This is a genomic window from Neobacillus sp. Fa239 (genome assembly GCF_055395235.1).
This window is the reverse complement of sequence record NZ_AP041612.1, coordinates 397,424-420,275: the sequence shown is the minus strand read 5'-3', so window position 1 is coordinate 420,275 and position 22,852 is coordinate 397,424. Positions and strand designations below refer to the sequence as shown.

Annotated in this window: 17 protein-coding genes and 4 pseudogenes; 16 read left to right on the top strand and 5 right to left on the bottom strand. The window is 36.4% G+C overall.

Annotated features, from left to right (window positions below; genetic code table 11):
- Positions 1-21: 21 nt before the first annotated feature.
- From ACZ5XR_RS30380 to ACZ5XR_RS30340, 9 genes are all read left to right on the top strand, one after another.
- A complete protein-coding gene (locus ACZ5XR_RS30380) occupies positions 22-1,230 on the top strand; it encodes an MFS transporter (protein WP_464502645.1) in 1,209 nt (402 codons plus the stop codon).
- A gap of 107 nt (positions 1,231-1,337) precedes the next feature.
- Positions 1,338-2,036, top strand: a complete 699-nt coding sequence (locus ACZ5XR_RS30375; RefSeq protein ID WP_464502644.1) for an SDR family oxidoreductase — start codon at positions 1,338-1,340, stop codon at positions 2,034-2,036.
- Positions 2,037-2,124: 88 nt separating this feature from the next.
- Entirely contained in the window at positions 2,125-2,439 is a 315-nt protein-coding gene (trxA, locus tag ACZ5XR_RS30370; RefSeq protein WP_464502643.1) for a thioredoxin, read from the top strand.
- Between the two features lie 449 nt (positions 2,440-2,888).
- Positions 2,889-3,017, top strand: a complete 129-nt coding sequence (locus tag ACZ5XR_RS30365) for a BA3454 family stress response protein (RefSeq protein ID WP_464502642.1) — start codon at positions 2,889-2,891, stop codon at positions 3,015-3,017.
- A 97-nt stretch (positions 3,018-3,114) separates the two neighbouring features.
- The gene (gene zwf / locus ACZ5XR_RS30360) at positions 3,115-4,623 is read left to right on the top strand and encodes a glucose-6-phosphate dehydrogenase (protein WP_464502641.1); all 1,509 of its coding nucleotides are present in this window, start codon (positions 3,115-3,117) and stop codon (positions 4,621-4,623) included.
- Positions 4,624-4,647: 24 nt separating this feature from the next.
- Complete coding sequence (gene tkt / locus ACZ5XR_RS30355) at positions 4,648-6,645, top strand: transketolase (protein ID WP_464502640.1); 1,998 nt, start codon at positions 4,648-4,650, stop codon at positions 6,643-6,645.
- Between the two features lie 50 nt (positions 6,646-6,695).
- Positions 6,696-7,595 carry a phosphogluconate dehydrogenase (NAD(+)-dependent, decarboxylating) gene (gene gnd, locus ACZ5XR_RS30350; protein ID WP_464502639.1) on the top strand — a complete coding sequence of 300 codons (900 nt, stop codon included), beginning with the start codon at positions 6,696-6,698 and terminating at the stop codon, positions 7,593-7,595.
- A 33-nt stretch (positions 7,596-7,628) separates the two neighbouring features.
- Positions 7,629-8,291: a fructose-6-phosphate aldolase gene (gene fsa / locus ACZ5XR_RS30345; RefSeq protein WP_464502638.1), complete on the top strand. Its 663-nt coding sequence runs from the start codon at positions 7,629-7,631 to the stop codon at positions 8,289-8,291.
- A gap of 116 nt (positions 8,292-8,407) precedes the next feature.
- A complete protein-coding gene (locus ACZ5XR_RS30340) occupies positions 8,408-9,745 on the top strand; it encodes a glucose-6-phosphate isomerase (RefSeq protein ID WP_464502637.1) in 1,338 nt (445 codons plus the stop codon).
- A 105-nt stretch (positions 9,746-9,850) separates the two neighbouring features.
- Here the strand turns inward: ACZ5XR_RS30340 and ACZ5XR_RS30335 are convergent, their stop codons facing one another.
- The gene (locus tag ACZ5XR_RS30335) at positions 9,851-10,333 is read right to left on the bottom strand and encodes a hypothetical protein (RefSeq protein ID WP_464502636.1); all 483 of its coding nucleotides are present in this window, start codon (positions 10,331-10,333) and stop codon (positions 9,851-9,853) included.
- A gap of 516 nt (positions 10,334-10,849) precedes the next feature.
- Between ACZ5XR_RS30335 and ACZ5XR_RS30330 the strand changes: the two are divergent.
- Positions 10,850-11,135, top strand: a pseudogene (locus tag ACZ5XR_RS30330) (alpha/beta hydrolase); the annotation flags it as partial.
- A gap of 192 nt (positions 11,136-11,327) precedes the next feature.
- On the top strand, positions 11,328-11,939 hold the full coding sequence (gene wrbA / locus ACZ5XR_RS30325; RefSeq protein ID WP_464502635.1) for an NAD(P)H:quinone oxidoreductase: 612 nt from the start codon (positions 11,328-11,330) through the stop codon (positions 11,937-11,939).
- A 578-nt stretch (positions 11,940-12,517) separates the two neighbouring features.
- Here wrbA and ACZ5XR_RS30320 read toward each other — a convergent pair.
- The 3 pseudogenes from ACZ5XR_RS30320 to ACZ5XR_RS30310 all read right to left on the bottom strand — a co-directional run.
- Positions 12,518-12,801: pseudogene (locus tag ACZ5XR_RS30320) on the bottom strand (oxidoreductase); the annotation flags it as partial.
- 812 nt (positions 12,802-13,613) lie between these two features.
- Positions 13,614-13,817, bottom strand: a pseudogene (locus tag ACZ5XR_RS30315) (IS4 family transposase); the annotation flags it as partial.
- A gap of 2 nt (positions 13,818-13,819) precedes the next feature.
- Positions 13,820-14,122 (bottom strand): annotated as a pseudogene (locus ACZ5XR_RS30310) (YitT family protein); the annotation flags it as partial.
- A gap of 592 nt (positions 14,123-14,714) precedes the next feature.
- Between ACZ5XR_RS30310 and ACZ5XR_RS30305 the strand changes: the two are divergent.
- The 5 genes from ACZ5XR_RS30305 to ACZ5XR_RS30285 all read left to right on the top strand — a co-directional run bounded on the left by ACZ5XR_RS30305 (position 14,715) and on the right by ACZ5XR_RS30285 (position 21,656).
- Complete coding sequence (locus ACZ5XR_RS30305; protein WP_464502634.1) at positions 14,715-18,248, top strand: S8 family serine peptidase; 3,534 nt, start codon at positions 14,715-14,717, stop codon at positions 18,246-18,248.
- Positions 18,249-19,125: 877 nt separating this feature from the next.
- Positions 19,126-19,533: a type VII toxin-antitoxin system MntA family adenylyltransferase antitoxin gene (mntA, locus tag ACZ5XR_RS30300; protein ID WP_464502633.1), complete on the top strand. Its 408-nt coding sequence runs from the start codon at positions 19,126-19,128 to the stop codon at positions 19,531-19,533.
- Positions 19,523-19,927 carry a type VII toxin-antitoxin system HepT family RNase toxin gene (gene hepT / locus ACZ5XR_RS30295; RefSeq protein WP_464502632.1) on the top strand — a complete coding sequence of 135 codons (405 nt, stop codon included), beginning with the start codon at positions 19,523-19,525 and terminating at the stop codon, positions 19,925-19,927. Before mntA ends, hepT begins: the two co-directional genes overlap by 11 nt.
- Positions 19,928-20,033: 106 nt before the next feature.
- Complete coding sequence (xerS, locus tag ACZ5XR_RS30290; protein WP_464502631.1) at positions 20,034-21,143, top strand: tyrosine recombinase XerS; 1,110 nt, start codon at positions 20,034-20,036, stop codon at positions 21,141-21,143.
- 303 nt (positions 21,144-21,446) lie between these two features.
- Positions 21,447-21,656, top strand: a complete 210-nt coding sequence (locus tag ACZ5XR_RS30285; RefSeq protein WP_464502630.1) for a hypothetical protein — start codon at positions 21,447-21,449, stop codon at positions 21,654-21,656.
- Positions 21,657-22,163: 507 nt separating this feature from the next.
- On the opposite strand, the gene ACZ5XR_RS30280 is transcribed toward ACZ5XR_RS30285, so the two are convergent.
- The gene (locus ACZ5XR_RS30280; RefSeq protein WP_464502629.1) at positions 22,164-22,796 is read right to left on the bottom strand and encodes a hypothetical protein; all 633 of its coding nucleotides are present in this window, start codon (positions 22,794-22,796) and stop codon (positions 22,164-22,166) included.
- Between the last annotated feature and the right edge of the window lie 56 nt (positions 22,797-22,852).

Sequence of the window (22,852 nt, the reverse complement as noted above, 5' to 3'; positions counted from 1 at the left end):
ATATCGAGGAGGAATTTTTACTTGTCAAATACGGCAAAGATTTATATTTTAGCACTGATAAGTTTTTTAGTCGGTACTTCACAACCCATCATCTCAGGTATTTTGGATAAAATGGCAGAAGCTCTAGGAGTGTCAATTGGAGCGGCTGGTCAATTAATTACAGTCTTTTCATTAGCTTATGCCATCGGTACACCTATATTACTGATATTAACGGCTAAAATGGAAAGACGTAAATTACTGATCTACACATTATTTGTTTTTATTGTAGGAAATTTACTTTCAGTGATTGTTCCAGGGTATGGATTATTTATAATTGCCCGCATTATTATGGCTTTAAGTACAGGTGTAGCAGTCGTTACAATTTTAAAGATCGCAGCAAAGATTGCACCTGCTAATAAAAAGGCCAGTTCAATTGCAACAGTTGTCATGGGATTTACCGCATCATTAATCATTGGCGTTCCTATTGGACGTTTTATTACATCTACGTATGGCTGGAAATTTGTATTTATCGGTACCGCAATATTAGCTTTACTTGTCATTTTTATTGTTTTAAATACAATACCAAAAATGAATGGTGATGCTTCAATCCCTTTAACGAGACAAATTGCTATGTTCAAAAAACCAAAAATTGCTTTAGCATTATTAATCACCTTCTTTTTAATGACAGGGTACGGAATTCTTTTTACTTATTTATCTCCATTCCTTGTAAAAAATGTAGGTATGAGTGATTCTCTTGTAAGCATTACTTTACTTGTTCTTGGAGTTGCAAGCTTATTTGGTTCTAAACTAGGTGGATTAAGTGCAGATAAGAGAGGCGTAATTTTTACATTGAAAATAGGGTTTCTTGTAAACATAACATCTTTAGTCGTGCTTTCATTCCTATCACACTCAATTATTGCTGTTTTTGTTATCTTGACAGTCTGGTCATTTGCAGGCTGGTCATCAGGGGCAACTCAACAATATAATTTAGCAACGCTATCACCTGAATCCTCAGATGTGTTGCTAGGTCTGAACCAATCGATGATGCAATTTGGCTTTGCGGCTGGTGCGGGTTTTGGTGGAATCATTGTGGGGCAAATATCTTTGTCTTCCATTACATGGTTCAGTGCTTTATTTATTGTGTTTGCAGGTATTACAACATTTGGATTATCACGTTTCTTTAATAATAAAAAGGTAGTCAATCAAGATTTTGCGACACAAAGGGAATCTTTGCCAAATTTGGAGTCTTAAATCGTTATCTTTGCATTTTTGTTTACACATCAACCTTTCCTCAGAACAGAAATTGTTTGTCTTAATGTTTAAAGTAGAATCTTAAATCTGGAAGGAGAATTTTTATTATGGATATTTCACAACAAACCGCGCTCGTTACTGGCGCAAACCGAGGACTTGGTCGACAACTCGCTCTTGAACTGATCTCTCGTGGTGCTACTGTTTATGCGGGAGCGCGTAACCCTGATAGTATCCAACTACCGGGAGCAAAACCATTGCAAATCGATATCACCGACGCTACCTCTGTGGCAGCGGCTGCAGAGGTAGCGGGAGACGTGACTCTTCTGATAAACAATGCTGGGGTGTCGACAGGCGCGTCCCTTATCAATGGTAGTTTGGAAGACATCCACACCGAATTTAATACACATTTTTTCGGAACTCTTTCGATGGTTCGTGCCTTCGCACCAAAGATCGCCTCGAATGGGGGCGGTACTATTCTAAACATTCTTTCAGTGTTGTCCTGGTTCAGTAGTGTGAATTCAGGAGCTTATTCTGCTGCCAAGTCAGCCGAATGGGCTCTCACCAACGCAATTCGTTTAGAACTGGCTGACAAGAAGGTACGCGTAGCAGGACTTCATGTTGGGTACATGGACACAGACATGACTGCCAACATCACCGCTCCTAAGTTGAATGCTGCTGACGTAGCAAAGATCGCTATCGACGGAATCCAAGCTGGTAGCTATGAAATTCTTGCCGACGAGTTGAGTCGTAAGGTTCAGAAAGGTCTGGCTGGTGGTGTTTCGGCTCTATACCCTCAGTTCATATGAGCAATATTGCTGGCTGGTAATCAGGTGCTTGAAAGGAACAGAAAGAATAATAAAGTGTTTATAAATTAATATAATGGAGGTTTTCATAATGGCTATTTTACACGTTACAGATCAATCATTTGCTACTGAAATTAAAGAAGGGTTAGTGTTAGCAGATTTTTGGGCACCTTGGTGCGGCCCTTGTAAAATGATTGCACCTATGTTGGAAGAAATCGATAGTGAAATGAGGGATCAAGTTAGAATTATCAAACTTAATGTAGATGAAAACCCGGAAACAACAAGGGCATTTGGTGTCATGAGCATTCCAACATTGATTCTTTTCAAAGACGGAGAAGCTGTAGACCAGATGGTCGGATTTCAACCAAAATCAGTTTTGACTGAATTGATTTCAAAGCATGCGTAAAACAGCATAAAGGGTCCTGCTAATATTTTACATATAAATGTTAGCAGGACCCAATGAATTAAATCCATAAAATTTCAATGCAAATATATATTTTGATTTTTCAATTCGCATCTGGTTACTATGCGATTGTGAAGAGGGAATCCAATTTTAAATATTAAACTCGTGCATTTTTCAGAATTGAAGCTAAAAGTGGCATGGCCGTCTATGTAACGGCCATTTTTTATTGTTGAACGGGGCAGTGGCAAATAACAGAAATACGATTAATTTAATCTTTGTTCATACTATTTCCCCTTTCAAATAAAATATCTTTAATTCGAGATATTTTACTTGACGGCGATAAAATCAGAGAGTATCATTGGTTACGCAAAGTAACTAAAGGTACTTATAATAACCAAGTAATGAAAATATGTATTTTTTTCTACATTAAAAAATTAAAAGGAGTGAAACATATGGTGGAAGTGACTGTGACTCTTAATTACAAAGGTAAAAATTATCGAACAAATGTAATTGTCAAAAAGGGTACACCTGAACAACAAATTTTTCGTATCGCCGAGGAACAAATGAAGAAACAATGGTGAAATTATAGGTGTCTTAATTTTGCTATTTCATTAACTCAACCGTTTCTTAAATTCTAAATAGAGTGATCTTCGTTTTCATTTAAAGGAGGACTATAAATTGGAATCAATGACATTTGTTTTGTTTGGAGCAACTGGGGATTTAGCTAAAAGAAAAATATTCCCTGCTTTATACAACTTATTTTTAGATCAAAAATTGCCTCAACCAATATCGATTATCGGACTCGGAAGAGGGGAACTATCTCAAATTGATTTTCAAGAAAAAGTAAAAGAATCGATATTAACCTTTTCCCGCCGGTTAGAACATGATGCAACAGAAATGGGAGGGTTTTTAGAAGCATTTCGCTATAATCGGTTAGATGTAAACAATACAGAAGATTATCAAAAATTATTGAAATTGGTTAAACAACGAGAAGAGGAACTGCAGATTAAGGAAAATCGAATGTTTTATCTTTCCGTTGCTCCAGAATTTTTTGACATTATTGCATTAAACATCAAAGATAGTGGTCTTGGGCAAACAAAGGGATGGAAACGTTTGATGATCGAGAAACCATTTGGTCATGATCTGCAATCGGCACGTGAACTAAATGAAAAACTTAGCTGTGCATTTGACGAAGAGGAAATTTATCGAATAGACCATTACTTGGGCAAGCCAATGGTACAAAACCTTGAAGCTCTGGAATTTGCGAACCCTATACTGCAGTCAATCTGGAATAAAGAACATATTGCCAATGTCCAAATTACTGCGAGTGAAACCGTTGGGGTTGAGAAAAGAGCTGGATATTATGATCATGCAGGGGCTATACGTGATATGGTACAAAACCATATGTTGCAAATGTTAATGATGACAGCTATGCATCTGCCTCGAAAGATTAACGCATGTGAAATTCGAAATGAGAAGCGGAAGGTTATGGAAGCTCTTCGGCCAGTAAAAAAAGAAGATGTAAAAACAGATATTGTTCGTGGACAGTACATTTCGGGAGAGATTGATGATCAATCAGTTGCCGGTTATAAAGATGAGCCTGGAGTAAATCCTTCTTCACAAACAGATACATTTGTGGCTGCACGTTTATGGATTGATAATCCGTTTTGGACAGGGGTTCCGTTCTATATCCGGACAGGAAAAAGAATGAAGGAAAAATCCACCCGTATTGTCATTGAATTTAAAAATACCTTAAAACTGCAATATAAAAATACAGAACATAAAGTTGAGCCTAATTTATTAATCATTGAAATTAGCCCAGATGAAAATGTCTCCTTACAATTAAACAGCAAAAATCCATCGAATAACGGGAAAATCGAACCGGTAAGGATTAATTTTTCTTGTGAAAATTCAGGACTAGGAGTGCCAGAAGCTTATGAAGGGCTAATTTATGATGCTTTAATTGGAGAATCTACATTCTTTGCACATTGGAAAGAGGTTGAATTGTCATGGGAATGGGTACAGCCTATTCTTAACGCATTTGAAGAAAATCTATTGCCTCTTCATGAATATCGTTCTGGTTCGTATGGTCCAGATGCAGCAGATTTATTATTATCTGAGAATGGATTCAAATGGTGGCTTGATAAAGAAATTCATGAAAGTAAAGAGAAGGTACTTCAGAAATAAGGGTTTTCCAGGAGGAATATGACTATGATACAAAACATTGATAATCTTGCAGTTAATACCATTCGGACTTTATCTATTGATGCTATCAACGCAGCGAATTCGGGACATCCAGGTCTCCCAATGGGGGCTGCCCCAATGACCTATGCATTATGGGCTAATCATTTAAATCACAATCCTGAAAATCCAAAGTGGTTTAACCGTGATCGCTTCGTTTTATCCGCAGGACATGGGTCCAGTTTGTTATACAGTATTCTTCATTTGACTGGTTACAATGTCACACTAGATGATTTAAAGAATTTCAGAAAATTAAACAGTAGAACACCGGGGCACCCTGAATTTGGTCATACTTCTGGCGTAGAAGCGACAACCGGTCCATTGGGGCAGGGCATTGCAAACGCAGTAGGCATGGCTATGGCTGAAGCACATTTGGCCGCAAAGTTTAATAAAGAAGGACACCCTGTAATTGATCACTATACCTATGCATTAGTAGGCGATGGTGACTTGATGGAAGGGATTTCTTACGAGGCAATGTCAATGGCAGGCCATATGAAACTCGGTAAGTTGATTGCGTTATATGACTCAAATGATATTTCTCTTGATGGCGAATTAAATGTATCCTTTTCCGAAAATATCGAGAAAAGAGCAGAATCGGCTCATTGGCACTATTTAAGGGTGGAAGATGGTAATGATCTTAACGCGATCTCAAAAGCAATTGAATTAGCAAAACAAAATACCGAACAGCCAAGCATTATTGAAATTAGAACCATTATCGGATATGGAAGTCCGAAGGTAGCAGGGACAAATAAAGCACATGGTGCACCGCTTGGGGCAGAAGAAGGAAAAATAACGAAACAAGCCTATAACTGGCTATATGAAGAAGATTTCCATGTTCCGGAAGAAGTAAAAGCTCACTTTGAACAATTAAAGCGTAAGGGAATGGACACTGAACAAAACTGGATTAACCTATTCCGTTCATATAAGCAAGCCTATCCAGAATTGGCAAAGCAATTAACCAATGCAATTGATGGAAAAGTCCTCATTGAGGCAAAAGATATCTTAACGTTCGAAACTGGAAAAAATGTTTCCACTCGTGTAGCCAGTGGGGATGCTATCAACCACTTTGTTAAATCAGTTCCAGCCATTTTCGGTGGCAGTGCAGACCTTTCACATTCTACCATGACCGAAATTAAAGGGGAACAAATTTACGCTGTGGAATCCTACAGCGCACGTAATGTTTACTTCGGTGTCCGTGAACATGCAATGGGTGCCGCAGCTAATGGGATGGCTTACCATGGCGGAGTAAAGCCTTTCGTTAGTACATTCTTTGTTTTCAACGATTATCTTCGTCCGTCTATCCGTTTGGCAGCTTTATCAAAGCTTCCAGTCATCTATGTATTTACACATGATTCAATTGCAGTGGGTGAAGATGGACCGACACATGAGCCGGTTGAACACTTGGCAGCACTTCGCTCGATTCCAGGACTAACTGTCATTAGACCATCGGACGCAAATGAAACAGCAAGTGCCTGGGCCTATGCACTTCAGCAATCAGAAGGACCAGTTGCTTTAATACTTAGCCGTCAAAATTTACCAGTGTTTAATGAAACAAAAGCGAATCTGGAGAAAGTTTCTAAAGGTGCATATGTCTTGTCCGAAACAACTTCAAATCCAAACTTAATATTAATTGCAACTGGTTCTGAAGTCTCTTTGGCTGTAAACGCAAAATCAGAGTTGGAAAAAGAAAATATATCTGTTCGGATCGTCGCCATGCCAAGTTGGGAATTGTTTAGACGGCAATCTGAAGAATATCAAGAATCTGTTTTGCCTTCTTCCAATTTAAAACGTTTGGCTATCGAAATGGGTATCTCACTTGGATGGGAACGCTTTGTTGGATTTGAAGGGAAGGTATTATCTATTGAAACATTTGGTGCTTCAGGAGATGGTGCTGCTGTTATGAAACAATTTGGCTTTACGACTGAAAATGTTGTCCATATGGCAAGAAATCTTTTGAAGCAATCTTAAGATAGAACTTTGCAAAATAAAAATAGTTTTATTCATCGGAGGGAAATAGAATGAAGGTTGGCTTAATTGGTTTAGGAAAAATGGGTTTAAATTTAGGGCAAAATTTGATCGATCACCATCACGAAGTAGTAGCATTCGATGTAAATCCAAGTGCGGTAAAAGAAATAAAAAGTTACGGAGCTATTGGTGTATCAAGTTATAAGGAACTTGTTCAATCATTGGATCGACCAAGAGTTCTTTGGATTATGGTTCCACACTCTGTAGTTGATTCGGTTATTAGTGATATTCGACCGTTTCTAGAAAAAGGCGATATTGTTATTGAAGCGGGTAATTCCCACTATAAAGAATCAATTCGCCGTTATAATGAATTAAAAGAACTAGGTGTCAGCTTTATGGATGCAGGTACTTCAGGTGGAATGGAAGGAGCGCGTAATGGTGCCTGTTATATGATTGGTGGTGATCCGGAAGCGTGGGAAGTAGTGGAACCTATTTTCCAAAATACTGCAGTAGAAAATGGATTCTTATATGCAGGCAAACCAGGAAGCGGTCACTTCTTAAAGATGGTTCATAATGGAATAGAATATGGAATGATGGCTGCTATTGGTGAAGGATTTGAAGTGCTAGAGAAAAGTGAATTTGATTACGATTATGAAAAGGTAGCTAAGGTTTGGAATAACGGTTCCGTCATTCGCTCATGGTTAATGGAACTTACAGAAAACGCCTTTTCTAAGGATCCAAATTTGGAAGAAATTAAAGGAGTCATGCACTCTTCAGGTGAAGGGAAATGGACTGTTGAAGCAGCATTAGATCTTCAAGCGGCTACTCCTGTTATTGCCATGTCGTTATTGATGCGTTACCGATCTCTAGAAAACGATACTTTTACAGGTAAGGTTGTTGCCGCATTAAGAAATGAGTTTGGCGGACATGCTGTTGAAAAAATAAATAACTAATAATTTTCTTAACAATAATTGGAGGAATACATCATGAAATTTTTTATTGATACAGCAAATTTAGATGAAATTAAAAAAGCGTATAAAATCGGAGTATTATCAGGAGTTACCACGAACCCTTCATTAGTAGCAAAAGAGGGTGTAAAATTCGAAGACCGGATTGCAGAAATTCTCAATGCGGTTCCTGATGTTGAGTCTGTATCAGCGGAAGTGACTCCTAACGCTCTAACAGCTGAGCAAATGATCGCTGAAGCAAATGAGCTCATTAAAATTAATGGTGGCGATAAGAATATTACCATTAAATTGCCAATGAACTTGGATGGATTAGAGGCCTGCCGATACCTCACAAAAAAAGGAGTTAAAACAAACGTTACCCTTATTTTTTCAGTAAATCAGGCTCTACTGGCAGCACGAGCTGGAGCAACCTATGTTTCTCCATTCTTGGGCCGGTTAGATGATATTAATGAAGACGGTGTTCAACTCGTTTCACGAATTGCTGAATTGTTCCGCGTCCAAAATTTGGATTCACAAATTATTGCGGCATCTGTTCGGCACCCAGACCATGTGACCCGTGTAGCATTGGCTGGAGCTCATATTGCAACCATTCCATTTAAAGTAATTGAGCAATTATCTAAACATCCACTAACAGATCAAGGAATTGAAAAATTTGCTGCAGACTGGAAGAATGCACTGTAAAAATTAGAAAAAGGTATCCAGGGTGTTAGATTTTATCCTGCGGTTCTTATCATGGATGTTCTAACACCCTTATCTGACACATTATAAGTAAAACAAGAAAAGAGGAGAACAATTAAATGTCGATTTCTTTTGATTACTCTAACGCACTATCATTTATGCAACAAAGTGAGGTGGAGAACCTCAGCGAATTTGTGAAAACCGCTCACAATATGCTTCACGAGAAGAAAGGTCCTGGATCAGACTATCTTGGTTGGGTCAACTTGCCAAGTGAATATGATAAAGAAGAATTTGGAAGAATTAAAGCTGCTGCTGAGAGAATTCGCAGTAATTCCGATGCCCTAATTGTTATCGGGATTGGGGGCTCCTATCTGGGTGCAAGAGCCGCTATTGAAGCACTTTCTCATACCTTTCATAACCAAATGGGCAATAAAACGCAAGTATATTTTGCCGGACAAAATATCAGTGCAACATACATTTCCCATTTGCTTGATGTAATAAAAGACAAAGATATTTCTGTAAATGTGATTTCAAAATCAGGTACAACAACAGAGCCAGCAATTGCTTTTCGCATCTTCCGGGACTATTTGGAGAAAAAATATGGAAAAGAAGAAGCGAGAAAACGTATTTATGCAACAACTGATCGTAAAAAGGGTGCGTTAAAAACACTTGCTGATGAAGAAGGGTATGAAACTTTTGTCATTCCAGATGATGTTGGCGGAAGATACTCTGTATTAACAGCTGTGGGACTCTTGCCAATAGCAGTAGCTGGTATCAATATTGATAAAATGATGGAAGGAGCAGCAGCTGCGGCAGATAAATATAATAATCCAAATCTTGCCACAAACCAAAGTTATCAATATGCTGCAGTAAGAAATGCTCTTTACCGAAAAGGGAAGTCCATTGAACTTCTCGTAAACTTTGAACCATCCCTACATTATGTTTCAGAATGGTGGAAACAGCTATTTGGCGAGAGTGAAGGGAAGGATCAAAAGGGGCTTTTTCCAGCTTCAGTGGACTTTACAACGGATCTTCATTCAATGGGGCAATATGTGCAGGAAGGCCGTCGCGATTTAATTGAAACTGTAGTATCAATAAAAGAACCTAAACTTGATATTACCATTGAAGCAGAGGAATCCAATCTTGATGGTTTAAATTATCTAGCTGGGAAAACAATGGACTATGTCAATAAGAATGCCTCCCAAGGTACCGTGTTAGCACATGTGGATGGAGGGGTTCCAAACCTTTCTGTAGAGCTTGACCAATTAAACGAATTTACCTTTGGCGAAATGGTTTACTTCTTCGAGAAGGCGTGTGGAATTAGCGGATTATTAATGGGTGTAAATCCATTTGATCAACCAGGAGTGGAAGCATATAAAAAGAATATGTTCGCATTGCTTGGTAAACCCGGTTATGAAGCTGAAAAAGCGGAATTACTCAAACGCATTTCTAAATAATTGTCAACACCCTTATCTAACTTTTTAAAGTCAAGGTAAGGGTGTTTTTGTAAATAGAAGGAGGAAAAGCGCATATAATTTATGCTTTTCCCCGAATTGCTCAAGCTATTTTCTTTTTGAAAATTTTATATTTTCAATATGCACATTTAATAGACGTTCTAAGAGTACCTGTTTTGCCTTAACTTCGTTGGTTTCTTTTTCGCAAACTTCATTTTGATGTTTCAGGTTATGAATCATTGTAGTTAACAACTGCTTGAAAATGGGGGAAGTAGTTAATACATAATTAATTAATTCTGTTACTGCTTGCTTTTCCTGATCATTCTTTGCCGCAAATATATTGTATTGGTCCGGCTCAAATACGATTAAAGATTCCATATCTTCTGTAAAACGTATGCCAAAGTACCTTTTTTCAGTTCCATAATATTCATTTTTCCTTATCCGAATAAATTCTAAGCCAACCGCAAATTCAAAATAGGGTATGTTTTTTTCAAGAAATTGAAAAATTTTTAGTTCAATGCTTGAGTTTTGATCTATAAATATTTCCATTTCTAACTTTGTTTGAATAACTTTGGATTCTAATAAGTTCACTTTAATTACCTCACTTTGGTTGTTTTAAACAGTTATGAAGTAAACAAACTTTTTAAAGAAATCTAATCAATAAATGGATTTTCAATATATATTTAGTAAACTCAGAACTTTTAATGCTTATCCAATCAATAAGGTTTCCAAGGTATTCTAAACCGATTTTGAATATAAACATAGAATTTTAATTGGTGAAGGGTATTCAGTTTGAATTATTTCTTATAATTCTATAATAAAATTTCTCAATTAGGTCCCCTTTATAAAAATTGTGAAGGGGACTTTACTTTGTCTGAATGTTTATTTAGAAAGATTTTTGAGGAAGAAATAGAGGATTAGATGAAAGGGGGAAAAGAAGTTGATTAATTTCCAGACTTTTCCCCGAACTAATGTTTATTAATTCGATTCAAAAAATAATAATACATACACAAACTCAAGCTATAATTTTCTTTTGTATTGCAAATTTAACTTCTCCAAACTGGACATTTAATAATCTTTCTAATAATGCCTGTTTTGCATTTAATTCTTGTGGCTAGTTTATTATTCCACTATCAAAAAGCATTGAAGGGTGCCATTCTTCATTATCCAATGGTGCCGAGAGTAGGGAATTGTTCTTCCAGATTTGTCAGGGAAGTCAGTATTTATTGCAGCTAAAACAAATGACCCAATGTGCTCACCAATGGAATCTGCTGAACTTCGATCGTTACTTAAGAAGGCAAGCGTAAAGGTTGAACTTCATTGGGAGAATAAAGGTCATCAGTTAACTTATGAAGAAGTGAAAGCCGCAGCTCAATGGTATCGTAAATTATAATTAAATATAAAATAATTACGAGACTATGTAATTAATGTTAATCAACTGGTTTTTTAAAAGAAAATTAAAAAGTTAATAAGAATTGTTAAGTTTTGAATATTAAATGAAAAAGATTGAGAAAATAGGTGGTGTTTTAAAATGGGTCTTTTATCCAAACTATTTGGAAATTCATCAGAAAAGGAGACAGAAAAAATGACAAATGTAAAATTGGCAGTCATTTATTACAGTATGGGTGGAACAAACTATCAATTAGCAAAATGGGCTGAAGAAGGAGCAAAAGAAGCGGGTGCTGAAGTAAAAGTATTAAAAGTGCCTGAACTTGCTCCACAATCAGTCATTGAAGGAAATCCAGGTTGGAAAGCACATGTTGAAGCAACAAAGGCAGTACCTGAAGTAGCATTAAATGATTTGGAATGGGCAGATGCCATTATTTTCAGTGTACCTACTCGATTTGGTAACATGCCAGCACAAATGAAGCAGTTTTTAGATACAACAGGTGGCTTATGGTTTAACGGAAAGCTAGTAAACAAAGTAGTGAGTGCCATGGCTTCTGCACAAAATCCTCATGGCGGACAAGAGGCAACGATTTTATCACTTTATACAACCATGTATCATTGGGGTGCAATTGTAGCAGCTCCTGGTTATACAGATCCAGTTACCTTTGGAGCAGGTGGTAACCCATATGGAACAAGTGTTACTGTTGGACAAGATGGGAAAATAATCGAAGACGCTCAGGCAGCTGTTAAACATCAAGCTAAACGTACAGTTACAGTTGCAGAATGGGTAAAAAAAGCGAATCAGTAAAATTCTGATCAATAAGAAAAGCTAATCGGAAATTTCTGATTAGCTCTTCTTAAATTATAGATTTTGAGTAAAAGGTTATAAGAATGCCTCTTTGTAAGCATTAAAGCGTTAACTTCAAATAAAGGAGAAAATGGATGACTACACAACCATTATTCACGTCATCTGCTGTTGGGGGAAGACAGGGTAGAGTTGAATTCTCTGATGCTGGCAATATAAAAATGGATTTAGCTTTGCCGGGAATCCCCTAGAGCCAAAGAACTTCCAAACGCTATAAACCCTGAGCAGTTGTTCGCTGCGGGTTACTCCGCTTGTTTTGATGGGGCTTTAAAGCATATTGCAAGACAAGAACATTCAAATTCGAATCATAATTAATCGAAAATGTAAGTTTCTTAAAAGATGAGGCTGATCAAGGATTCAAAATTGCTGTTACGTTAAAAGTAAAGCCTTATCAAGGACAGGGATCTGCAATGTAAGTTTGTCTTACATTTTTTAAATCCAAAAATTAATACTGAGAATCATTTTAAACATATGCCCAAATCATGACGGATGTATATCTGTTGAGAATTGAACTAAGCTTTTTATAGTTTTACAATCGTTCTTCCACGTATTTTTCCTTTTCTAGAATATCCCTTAATACTCCTGGAAGCTCTTTTAATGAGATTTCATTTGCCATGTCTTCATTTAACGTTGTTGGTTTAAGATCATCACCCAGACGATCCCAAACTTGTAATCGCTTATTCATTTAACATAAAACTGAGTCAATACCGATCCAATTGACGCCCCTTAAAATATGCGGAGTAACGGTTGTGGAGACTTCTCTTCCACCTGTAAAACCAGACGTAGCTACCGATCCTCCATATTGCCATATGAAGAGATAGCCTGTTCGGATAACGCTTGAATTTTAGCTTCATCAAGATACGGCTTACCAAGCTCTTCCCAAAGAGCTTCCATTCTAGGTCCTAGATGTTTTTAGGTAAAAGGGGACTGATGGTTTGTTTATTCATCTTATTCATAGCTAATTTCTTTCCTTTCTATCTAAATTTTCCTATTTTCTTGAAATATGACTCCAGTTTTTTTCATTTTTGATGAGTTTCATCTATTATATACAGTTCCCTTTTCTGAGGGTTGATAAATAAATTTTACTTCGGTTTCGCGTAAAAATAGGGTAAATATATTGCGCAAAAGTGTAAAAAAAATATAAAAATCCATGGGGTGAAATTTCATTGTGTTCCCACTTTTTTATAATCTAGGAACAAAAAATAGACCAATGCTTACCATTCTTCCATTGATTGCATACAAACCCATCGATCATTCATCTAAAAAAAAGAGAAATTAGATGAACAAACATGTGGATATATGACTCAAATGATGGAAAGAAGGGATTCATTGGTCAACCTATGTCCAAGCCAATACCGTCTATCATCCTGCGCCAAGATACTGGTCCATTCCAGTACTATATGAAAAACGCAATCGTGTAGCTTGGTCAAATCTAGTATCTTAAATAAGATTTAATTTATTTGTCTTCGGCAACACTCGAAGATATGTTTTTCAACATCTTTTTATATTTGTATTAATTTCACAACATGCAGCGTTCATAACATAAGAACGTTTTGCGTCAAAATAGGTAAAAATTTTACAAAAAGGTGTAAAAAAAAATAACAATCCATGTACAAGTTGTAGAAGCTTAACAGCCGAAGGATTAAATCGTTGATTGAGTCCTTCAGGACTTATCAGGACACCCGTTGAAGATTCCAAAGAGCTACATAACTGAGTCAAGGAAGTATTCGCTACTTTTTGACTTAACCCCACACACAACGCTATTGAAACCTTGGCTTGATACTTACTTGCCCTTTGAACAAATCCCACTTTTCTAGCCATCTAAGGATAGCAAGAATCTCAGTTCCGTCTAAAGCTCCACCGAATCTAATGACAAGTCCGACTCCGATACCAAGTACCATTCCTCCAAAAATGGTGGCCAACAGAATATCATCTGTAAAGGCAGGTACTGGGTGAAAAAGTGATGTGAAAAAAGAGAGGAAGGCAATTCCAAAAAGTGTGGAGAAGGCGAATGTTTTACCTATTTGTTTATACCCAATATAAAAAAATGGAAGGTTTAATAAGAAAATGAAAAGACTGAGGGGAAATTTGGTTAAATGAGATAGAATAATAGAAATACCAACAACCGTCTACAATAGATGGATTTTTCATACAACTTTCAGGCCGAATCAGACTATAGCAAGTTACTCATTTATTTGAGCATATCAATGTTCAAGATCACTATTTGAAATAATAAAGTCTGAATGTCAAACAAATTTATGTATGAATCGGTCGAAAAAAGTGATGAAAAAAACGTTTGAGCAATCATAATGGTTTGAATTATATTATGAATTCCCCTTTATTGGACAGATTGCGTGTTCAAGGTTACTTTTTTAAAAAAATATTTTGTTGTCAATTTATTAGTCATAATTTAGTATTTAAATTGCGAATATTCCTAAAAAAACAGATTATTTATAATATTCTTAAAAATATAATCAAGTGAAAATAACGTTATTTCTGTGTGCTTTGCAGGAAATTAGAAAATTTCATTAAAATCAACCACCAACAATCAACTTCACACCATTAGGTATTACCTCTTCTAAATTGTTCATACACCAAGGTTTATTCTTCGAGTATCAATAAAATTTCTAACAATCAGTATGGTTACAATTCCTATGTATCTACAAAAATACATAAGAGTTTAATAAATTTTCATATATTAAAAAGGGGGATTTAAATTTGAAAAATAAGAAAACGCTTCCATTTAAAGTGCTTGCAACAACAGCCATATCCACGTTGCTATTAACAGGAGGTTATGCATCAGCAGAAACGCCGACTAACCAATCCCACAATGAAAATGCTATCCAAAATATCTTAACGCAAGGCCAGCAAATCTTTATGCAAGAACAAAATCAAGCTGCACAGGACGATAACGATCCATATGATTATCGTAATTTAAAAAAATCTAAAACAAGTGAATTTTCTCCAGAGAAAAATGTAAGGGTCATCGTAGAGGTGACTAAGCCGACTGAAACGATAGATCCATCAAATCTAAAAGCGAAAAAAGAAAAATATGATCAAATTCAAGATCAAGTCATTGCCAAACTGCCAAAAGGGCAATCGAAAGAAAAAACATCACAAAATGAACCAACGGTCAGACACCGGTTCTATGAAGGTTTTAATGGTTTTAGCCTAGAGACTCAGTTTAAGAACTTGGAAGAAATTCAAAAAATAGAAGGTGTTAAAAGTGTACATATTGCCCGAACCTTCCAAAAGGCTGCAGATGAGAGTAAGGGACTTGTACAAGCACAAAAGGTATGGGAGTCTCTCGGCTTTCAAGGTGAGGGCATGGTGATAGGTGTTGTCGATTCAGGTATTGATTACAAACACCAGGATATGACCATTACAGAAAAAGGGAAGGAAGCTGAAAAATTAACACCAGCTAATATTCAAGACAAATTAGCTCAAACGCTTCAAAACGATGTTTGGTACAGTGACAAAGTGCCAACTGGATACGATTGGGCAGATAACGATAATGATGTATATCCGAAGAGTGAACCCCATGGCATGCACGTATCGGGAATCATTGGGGCAAATGGTGATGAGGATAACGGCGGCGTAAAAGGAATCGCGCCTGGTGCACAAATTTTGGCAGAAAAGGTGTTTTCGGATAACGGCGGCGGCGCAGCCGAGGATGATATTATTGCCGGAATCCAGCATGCAGTAGAAATGGGTGCTGATGTCATCAACATGAGCCTTGGATCGGATGCGGGTTCTGTAAGTGAAGTAGATGATCCGATTCAAAAGGCCATTCGCGAAGCGACAGAAAAAGGAGTATTAGTAGTTGTTGCAGGCGGGAATGCCGCTTACAGCACAAAAAACAGTATACTACCAAGCTCCACAGAGCCCTACGCCCAAAATCCGGATGTCGGAGATGTAGCTTCACCTGGTGTCAGCCCGTTTGCTCTGCAGGTGGCATCCTATGAAAATAATAATATCCAAATGAACACCCTGCACCTTTCAACTGGTACAGAATTAGCCTATCAGGACCAAACGTATTCCGGTTTCATGCTTTCAAAGTCACTCGACCCAAATAAAGAGTATGAAGTGGTTTATGCAGGTGAAGGGCAAACGGATGATTTGAAAAATCTGGATGTTAATGGAAAAATTGTCGTTGTCCAACCTAAACAAAATTATGAGGCTTATTCATATGCTCAATTTAATCCTGGACGTAAAGGGGCAGTAGCGACGATCCTTGTCCCGCCATCAACGATTCCAGATTATCCACAATTATATTTTAGCCCTTACTCCATACCAGCGATCACAACGAATAAGGCTGCTGGACAAGCATTGATCAGACAGCTGCAAAATGGTCAAAAGGTTACCGTAAAGCTTTCAAAGGGGACTTGGGTAGACAATCCTCATAAAAGTGAAATGTCTTACTTTTCTTCGATGGGCACACCAAGTACTCTTGATTTTAAACCGGAAATTTCGGCAGTAGGCGGCAATATTTATTCTACTATTCCTGGTAACAGGTACGAGGTCATGAGTGGAACATCGATGGCCACTCCGCAGGTTGCCGGCGGCGCTGCTCTTGTTCTGCAATCCTTATACCGCAAAGGTTTGCCAAAATCAGAAGATACCGTATTAAAAGCCAAAATCGCCTTGATGAACACATCAACAATCGTCAATGATCCAAGGACGAATAATGAAGTCCCATATTCACCGCGTGTTCAGGGAGCCGGTTTGATGCAAGTTGCCAATGCCATCAATACCCCAGTGTTAGTAACCGACAAGCAAGCTCCGCTTGAACAAGCAGGCGCAGTTGCGTTGAAAGAAATAAATGGGAATAATTTTAATTTCAAACTGAATATAGAAGCTTTAGATGGAAAAGATGTTCCAGAGAAAATGGAATACAAAGTCGTTGTCGATGTCCTGACAGATGAAACAGAGCACAAGGAATTTGACCTTAATGCGGATGGAAGCAACCACCGTTCGGAAAATTATTTAACGATGAAAAGCAAGCGGATTGAGGGAGCGGATGTCCAAGTCAATGGCGGTCAAACGGTTCAAATTTCTAAAGGTAAAAAGAAAGAATTAAATATCGATATCAAGCTTCCAAACGATCTGAAAAAAGACAGCTTCGTGGAAGGTTTCGTTCGGTTTATTCCAACTGCCAACAATAAAAGTGAAAAGGTTGTGCCATTAAGCATGCCATACATGGGCTTCTACGGAAATTGGGATGAACCGCAAAACTTGGATCCAGCAGCATGGGACAAGGATGCCTTCTTAGGCTATACCGCTCTTTGGGATAATTTATCTGAATTACCATTAGGGTATAATCCGAAAAAAGGAACTTTTAATTTAGATAGAATTGCCATTTCTCCATGTTCTATGGCGGAGGGAGTTATCGCATCGTTTACGGCTTTACGTGATTTATCAAAAGCAGAAATGTATATCGAGGACAAAGATGGGCATTTGGTTGATTATCTAGGAGACTTTGATGAATTTACCGGAACTCCTTATAAGTTCCGTAAGAATGTGATGTCCGCAGGAGATTATTATTACTTAATAGCTGAAGACAAATATTATTGGGATGCTACGGATCAAAACGGCCAAGTCGTGAAAGATGGCGATTACAACTATGTGATTCGTACTACTCTTGATAATGACAAAGCGAAACCTCAAACGACAAAATTGCCAATTAAAGTCGATTCAATCGCTCCAACCGTATCGGAAATTCAAGTTCAGCCAACAGCAGATGGAAAATATCAAATCACTTTTACTGCAAACGATAATCAAGGAGGAAGCGGTTACTATGGAAGTATCGTGTATGTCGATGGCCAATATAAATCATTGCCAGCCGGAGCAACATCTCTCATTGTAAAGAAAGAGCCGAAAAGCATTATCGTAATGGCTGAAGATTATGCTTATAATCAGGGAGTCACTGTATGGGGAGATCAATCCAATATTAATCCAGAAATACTAGTTTCCTATTTTACCGTTTACAACAATACGGAGGTAAATGAAAATAACCCAGCCCAAATTGCTGGCTATGCAGGCAATAAAATAAACTGGAAGGTTTATATTCAAGATGCGAGCGGAAATACTGTGTACACAAAAACAGTTGAAAATACAGCTGAGCTCCATCTTAACTGGGCTCCATCCAGCGATATCCCGAATGGAACCTACAAGGTCTTTGCAGATGCAGAAAACGCACAAGGCTTTAAAGTGACAGCAACGGCTGATAATACCGTAACGGTAGTGCATTAAGGGGTACTGCCGACAATACACGGATATTATATGCTAATACATTTTTTTGGAAATAAAAACCCTGATTTCTATACGTTAAGCAGAAGAATCAGGGTTTTTATATTGCCTTCTTGTTTTCAAATTGAAACGTATAGGGAGCTTTAGCATTTCTCTCCCAGGCATTATCGAGATAAAAGGACATGTTCCATTTCTCCTTCATCAGTTGATAGAATATTTCAAAAAATATTCGCTTCATTATACAAGGAGAACTTCCAATTTCAATGGAAAAATAAAAAAATTTCGCTTTTTATTGGGAGCTACAAAGCGAAACAAACCTGTAGAAATTTCGATCTTCACTAATTGTTCTGAATAAATTTTGTCCAAATCCGATCTTCTTTTGGCCATCCAAATGAAGATCGCAACTCATTAACACGTTTTTCTTCTAAAGGGTGATAACCAAAATAATCGGTCATTAATTGGATCAGTTTTATTACTTTCTCTTCGTCCTCCTTAGAGGGTGCTTCATCTTTACCAATTTAGGCCGACCTTTTTTTCTTATTCTTTAGAATCGTGCTTTTTGACCTCGCTAGTAAGCCTTGGTGTGTCTTGATTTGAAGGTATTTCTTTATGGCCCCTAGAATTTTCAGTGCATTTCTGTCTGTCCGCAGCGGGTGCTTTTTTTGAAGATGCTCCAGTGGTGAATATATCACCTTATTATATTTCATGGAGATATAAAGACGACATTTTACTATTGGGCTAAGAACATAAAAACATTTCAAAGGGAAGAGCCCAAATTTTAAATAAATAACTATTCGTATAATACACATTTTACGAATAATCTGGAAGTGTAAAAGTTACTTATGTTATAATAAAAGAAAAATATGGAGCTTTTTAGACGATGAGTAAAAATTTGGAACAAACCATTGTAGAAACCTTAAAAGATAAAGTCTTTCCATTTTTAATATATTTATTTGGATCGAATGTTAATGGTTACATACGTAAAGATAGCGACATAGATGTTGCATTTCTAAGTAAAGATAAAGAATTTGATAAATATGAGATATTCCTTATAGCTCAAGAAATTGCCTCCAGGCTTAATTGTGATGTTGACTTAATTGACCTATACAAAGCAAGTACAGTATTCAAAGCTCAAGTGATTCATACAGGAAAAGTAATTTATTGTACCGACAACCTTAAAAAGGCAGAATATGAATTAAAAACATTAAAAATGTATGCCAAACTAAACGAGGAACGGTATCTTATTTTAAAAAATATTGAAGAAAGCGGATCGATTTATGAAAAATGATGTGATTTTAAATAAAGTAAGTATTATTGAACGCGGTATTAAACGTATTCATGAAGAGTATGCAAATAATCCGGAAAACTTAAAGAATAATACTAAGCAGGACTCCATTGTATTGAATTTGCAACGAGCATGCGAAGCAAGTATTGATCTTTCGATGCTTATTGTAGCAGAGAAAAAACTTGGACTTCCACAAAATAGCCGAGACGCTTTTTCCTTATTAGAAGAAGAAGGTATTCTCCCCCCTTCACTTTCACAAAAAATGAAAGCTATGGTGGGTTTTCGTAATATTGCAGTACATGATTATCAGGAGATTAACTTAACTATTTTACAGAAAATTTTAGAAAATCATTTAGTTGATTTTATACAATTTACAAAAACAATTCTAATGTATTAAAAATTGTTTTCTATAATATAACTATGTAAACTAAAATTCGTAAAAATTGTATTATACGAACATTAGTTCTATAATTAAAGTATTATTTCTTATGAGGTGTTTTTGAATGGCAATTTCCAAACAACATGAAAAATTCGAGAACCAATTAGAAATCTTACTTAAAGAAATGCCCTCTTATGTGGTGGAGTTTGTGGACGCCAAACAAGACATCCGCTCCCCTATCACATTATTTAACTATGTAAGAGATTTTCGTGATTTCTTTAATTGGCTTATGATGGAAGGAATTGCGAAGTGTGACCGAATTAAGGATATTACCCCAGCTGTACTTTCTTCCATAACATTGGACGAAGCTAGGAGTTACTTTAAATATTTGGCAAGGAAAAAATACAAAGTATCAGACGATGAAATCAAACAAATTAATCCTAAGACAGTAAATCGGCATAAATCCTCCCTCCGATCATTGTTTAAATACATGACAGTAGAAGCAGAATTGGAAAATAATGAACCCTACTTCCACCGTAATGTTATGCAAAAAATCGAAGTTACCAAAGTATCTGAAACATTCAACGAGCGTGCAAAAAAACTTACAGATAAGATATTTATTAATAACAAAGACTTAGATTTTTTAGATTATATAAAAGGTGAATATGTAAATTCCCTATCCCCTGCTGAAAGAACTTACTTTCAACGGGATAAAGAGCGGAATATCAGTATTCTTTCACTATTTCTCGGAAGTGGTATCAGGGTCAATGAATTATCTAATCTACGTTTAAAGGATATTGATTTTACCTCCCAAGAAATTAGCGTTATCCGTAAAGGCAATAAAAAAGACACAGTTTCCGTAACCCCTTCTAGCTTAAAAGACCTGCAAAAATATTTAGAGGTTCGGAAATTAAAATACAAATCCGGTGATGGTGAAAATGAGTTTGTATACATAAAACTATACAAAAATATAGTTCAACCTTTGACAAACCGTGCTATTGAAAACATCGTTTATAAATTTACAAAATCATTTGATAAGAGAATGTCCCCTCATAAGCTACGTCATACTTATGCTACGAACCTGGCAGAACAAACAAATGGGGATATTCCTTTGATCATGTCACAACTTGGCCATACGTCATCGGACACTTCTTTATTGTATATTAATACCAGCAGAGAAAAAGCACGTAAAGCAGCTGAAATGTTAGATAAAAGAAGAGATATGAAAAATTAGAAATCTCTTCAATTTTATTAATTCCTAGTAAAGTTTTTATTACTAGCATCTTCAGCACACTAATCTTCCAGATTTAAAATAGCAAAAGACGATCCTTCTTTTCGCTTACTAACTTTTTTAATTGCTGTTTTTATTTAATTTTTTGATCAATCATTAAAGCTATACCAATTTAAATATAGAATTGTAAACGAACATTTTGGCTTTTTGCAGAACGGAAGAAAAATGATTAAGTGAAAATGACATTTCTAAACAAACAGACGTCACACGTTCAACCATTTACGAAAAAGCAAAGGGGGCAAAATAATGACAGTAGACGATCACGCAATAAACAGTTTAATGGTTTGGTTTGATATTGAATATGAGGAACTAAAAAAGGAATGGAAGAGCAATGAATACGAAAAGCTTTCTGATTGTCCATCCTTTAAAACAACCTATACTTATCGAGAAGCTTTAAATGTTTTAATTAAAGGTCCTAAATATGTGAATGAAACACAGTTAAAAAGAATGATTTAAGAGGAATTGGAGATTGAAGAACATTGGGAGAATCGAAAGTAAAACAAATGTGTGCTTACTGCGCAAAGTGGTTTCCACAAACGGAAATGTAGCAGCTTCTAGATGAATATAAAAACTAGTATTGCCCGAATTGTTAGAAGCGCATTGGATATTACCTTGGAATCGAAAAAAGATTTAAGGGGAAATTTGACAATGAAAGTAATGTACAAAACTGCAGCATAAAGGGGTAGCGTCAAGAAACCGCATGTACAACGTTAAGGAAATTTCAATTATAGAGGCCAATTTCTTAGCAATAAAATTGGGAAATTGACCTTTTCCGTTACTCCATAAAAGCCCCCATTGTTGAAGATTTTAACTACTTTTTCTTATTTAACTAACGCACCTGTTTGTTTAAGAACAATCCTTCACATTCTTAATTACCATCGACTATGATTCTTAAAATATGTTGCCTGAATTGAAATGCATTTTATCATGCTGTGGAAATGAATATTTTTTGTTCAACTATCTTTAACTCCACTGTGAGTTATCATAAAAAATATACAATGTCCTTGTCTTAACATCTAAAAAGTATGCCTTGCGTTTTGTATACCAATCTCCATCTCCAACCGTTTTTTTGATGTAGGAATAATAATACCCTTCCTTTTTTTCTTTAGGCAACGGATATTTTTTGCTTAACATTAGATCTTGGGAGTCATTAGGATTTGGATGTCGCAATGAGTTTGGAACAACAGTTCCATATTTCCAGCCTTTATCTCTGATTGTTTGGATGAATTGATCCATTTGAGAGTGACTAAACCGAATAACTTCATACTCTGTCTTTGAATCTATCGTACTTTCTTGGTAGTCCTCTAGAACATAAACCGACATTGGTATGTATACATTTATTCTCTGTGCAATAGTGAATGGTGCCCCGTTAAATATTTTCGAATATCCTAATACAATAACTCCATAAACACAACTTATCCCAACAATAATTCCCCACCATTTTATAGCTTTTTTCTTCTTATAAGAGACCAAAAAGCCCAATGAAATAATTAACCAAATTAGAAGAGGAAATGTCAATATTAAAATAAGTAAAGCCAAAATACTGCCAAGGGTATCTCCAAAGTTCCCTAAAGCTAATTGAGTGTGTAAATTCAAGTTGATAACCTCTATTCTTAATGAAAATATTCGAATGAGTCGAAAACGATTGCACT

Excerpts from the sequence above, each read along its gene's own strand:
- ACZ5XR_RS30375 (WP_464502644.1), top strand. The coding sequence starts at position 1,338 with ATGGATATTTCACAACAAACCGCGCTCGTTACTGGCGCAAACCGAGGA.
- trxA (WP_464502643.1), top strand. The coding sequence starts at position 2,125 with ATGGCTATTTTACACGTTACAGATCAATCATTTGCTACTGAAATTAAA.
- ACZ5XR_RS30365 (WP_464502642.1), top strand. The coding sequence starts at position 2,889 with ATGGTGGAAGTGACTGTGACTCTTAATTACAAAGGTAAAAATTATCGA.
- tkt (WP_464502640.1), top strand. The coding sequence starts at position 4,648 with ATGATACAAAACATTGATAATCTTGCAGTTAATACCATTCGGACTTTA.
- gnd (WP_464502639.1), top strand. The coding sequence starts at position 6,696 with ATGAAGGTTGGCTTAATTGGTTTAGGAAAAATGGGTTTAAATTTAGGG.
- fsa (WP_464502638.1), top strand. The coding sequence starts at position 7,629 with ATGAAATTTTTTATTGATACAGCAAATTTAGATGAAATTAAAAAAGCG.
- ACZ5XR_RS30340 (WP_464502637.1), top strand. The coding sequence starts at position 8,408 with ATGTCGATTTCTTTTGATTACTCTAACGCACTATCATTTATGCAACAA.
- wrbA (WP_464502635.1), top strand. The coding sequence starts at position 11,328 with ATGACAAATGTAAAATTGGCAGTCATTTATTACAGTATGGGTGGAACA.
- mntA (WP_464502633.1), top strand. The coding sequence starts at position 19,126 with ATGAGTAAAAATTTGGAACAAACCATTGTAGAAACCTTAAAAGATAAA.
- hepT (WP_464502632.1), top strand. The coding sequence starts at position 19,523 with ATGAAAAATGATGTGATTTTAAATAAAGTAAGTATTATTGAACGCGGT.
- xerS (WP_464502631.1), top strand. The coding sequence starts at position 20,034 with ATGGCAATTTCCAAACAACATGAAAAATTCGAGAACCAATTAGAAATC.
- ACZ5XR_RS30285 (WP_464502630.1), top strand. The coding sequence starts at position 21,447 with ATGACAGTAGACGATCACGCAATAAACAGTTTAATGGTTTGGTTTGAT.